We start from the raw sequence: 1,693 nt of genomic DNA, 5'->3' as shown, positions 1-1,693 counted from the left end.
GAGCGGGGGGAGTCGGGGGAGCTTTGGAAGGAGCCGGGGCAGACCCTCGAGCGGGTCAAGGCCATCCGCCACGCCGAGGCCACCCGGGCCGCCGAGGCCCTGGGGGCCAGCTTTGAGTGCCTGGACTTAGGCGACTACCCCTTGCGGGTGGACGAAGGGGCCCTGGAGCGCCTGGTGGAGATCATCGTGGAGACCGCCCCCGATCTGCTCCTGACCCACGCCGAGAAGGACCCCTTCAACCCCGACCACCCGGTGACCTACGAGGCGGTGGAGAAGGCCCGCCAACTGGCCAGCGGGGCCGGGGTGGCCAGCGCCTTCCGCACCGTGCGGCCCCCCGAGTTCCTGCTCTTTGAGCCCCACCAGCCTGAGCTGTGCGGCTTTGTGCCTACCCTCTTCCTGGACATCACCCCGGTCTGGGAGAAGAAGCAAAAGGCCATGGAGGCCTTCGCCTCGCAGGGCTATCTGCGCCAGTACTACAGCGAGCGGGCCGCCCACCGGGCCAACCACGCCCGCCGCATCGCCGGCCACAAGGACATTGAGCGCGCCGAGGCCTTCCAGCGCGCGCTGCCCCAGGTGGTGAGGAGCCTATGAGCCTGAGCCCAGACGAACTGCGAACCCTGGCCCGGCTGGGGGTGGCCACGGTCTACGAGGCCTCGGGGCGGGAGGGGTTGGTGGACCTGCCCCTCTTGCAGCTCGTGCCCGGCAGCCGGGTGGCGGGGCCGGCCCTGACGGTGCTTTGCGCCCAGAACGACAACCTGATGGTCCACGCGGCCATGGCCGCGGTGCGGCCCGGCGAGGTGCTGGTCTTCGCCATGCCCGAGCCCGCCCCGGTGGCCCTGGTGGGCGAGCTTTTGGCCACCCAGGCCCAGGCCCAAGGGGCCAGCGGGATGCTGGTGGACGCCGCGGTGCGCGACGCCGAGGAGCTTTCCCAGATGGGCCTGCCCATCTGGGCCCGCTACGTGCGGGCCCGGGGGGCCGAGCGCAAATCGCTGGGGCAGATCGGGGCGCCGCTGCGGGTGGGCGGGGCCCTCATCCGCACCGGCGACATCCTGGTGCTGGACGCCGATGGGGCGGTGGTGGTGGCCCAGGAGCGGGCCAGGGAGGTGCTCGAGGCCGCCCAGGCCCGCGCCCAGCGGGAAGAGGGCCTGCGCGGGCGCTTCCGAGCCGGGGAGCTTTCCATCGACCTCTACGGCCTGCGCGAACGGGTGGCCTCGGCCCTGGCTCGAGAGGAGGCCTGATGCCCCTGCGGGTAGCCGTGCTGGGCCTAGGCGAGGCCGGGGCGGCCATCGCCCAGGACCTCCTTGAGGCCGGGGCGGAGGTGGTGGGCTACGACCCCATCCCCGAGAAGGGCGTGAGGAGAATCCGGCGCGCCTCTAGCGAGGCCGAGGCGGCCCAGGGGGCCGAGGTCGTCCTCAGCGTGAACTGGGCCCGGGTGGCGCTCGAGGTGGCCCACCGGGTGGCTCCGGTGCTGGCCCCAGGCCAGGTCTTCGCCGATCTCAACACCGCCGCCCCGGCGCTCAAGCGGGCCCTCTGCGAGGTGATAGCCCCCACCGGGGCCCTTTTCGCCGACATCGCCCTGATGAGCCCGGTGCCGGGCAAGGGCCTGCGCACCCCCTCGCTGGCCTCGGGGCCAGCACCGGAGCCACCCGGTGGGCCACCTCGAGCGCCACCCGGGCCCAGTTCACGCTGAGGA

Annotated in this window: 3 protein-coding genes; all 3 read left to right on the top strand. The window is 73.1% G+C overall.

The window, feature by feature from the left end:
* The coding region (locus Mlute_RS15200) for a PIG-L deacetylase family protein (protein ID WP_119361340.1) at nucleotides 1-591 on the top strand (591 nt) is incomplete at its 5' end.
* The gene (locus Mlute_RS15195) at nucleotides 588-1,238 is read left to right on the top strand and encodes a 4-carboxy-4-hydroxy-2-oxoadipate aldolase/oxaloacetate decarboxylase (protein WP_119361339.1); all 651 of its coding nucleotides are present in this window, start codon (nucleotides 588-590) and stop codon (nucleotides 1,236-1,238) included. The genes Mlute_RS15200 and Mlute_RS15195, both read left to right, overlap by 4 nt.
* The gene (locus Mlute_RS15190; RefSeq protein WP_245959007.1) at nucleotides 1,238-1,690 is read left to right on the top strand and encodes an NAD(P)-binding domain-containing protein; all 453 of its coding nucleotides are present in this window, start codon (nucleotides 1,238-1,240) and stop codon (nucleotides 1,688-1,690) included. The genes Mlute_RS15195 and Mlute_RS15190 overlap by 1 nt, the downstream gene beginning before the upstream one ends.
* Nucleotides 1,691-1,693 lie beyond the last annotated feature (3 nt).

It is taken from the genome of Meiothermus luteus, from assembly GCF_003574085.1.
GTDB lineage: Bacteria > Deinococcota > Deinococci > Deinococcales > Thermaceae > Meiothermus > Meiothermus luteus.
The sequence above is the reverse complement of the archived record's forward strand: the minus strand, read 5'-3'. Positions and strand labels throughout refer to the sequence as shown.

Excerpts from the sequence above, each read along its gene's own strand:
- Mlute_RS15195 (WP_119361339.1), top strand. The coding sequence starts at position 588 with ATGAGCCTGAGCCCAGACGAACTGCGAACCCTGGCCCGGCTGGGGGTG.
- Mlute_RS15190 (WP_245959007.1), top strand. The coding sequence starts at position 1,238 with ATGCCCCTGCGGGTAGCCGTGCTGGGCCTAGGCGAGGCCGGGGCGGCC.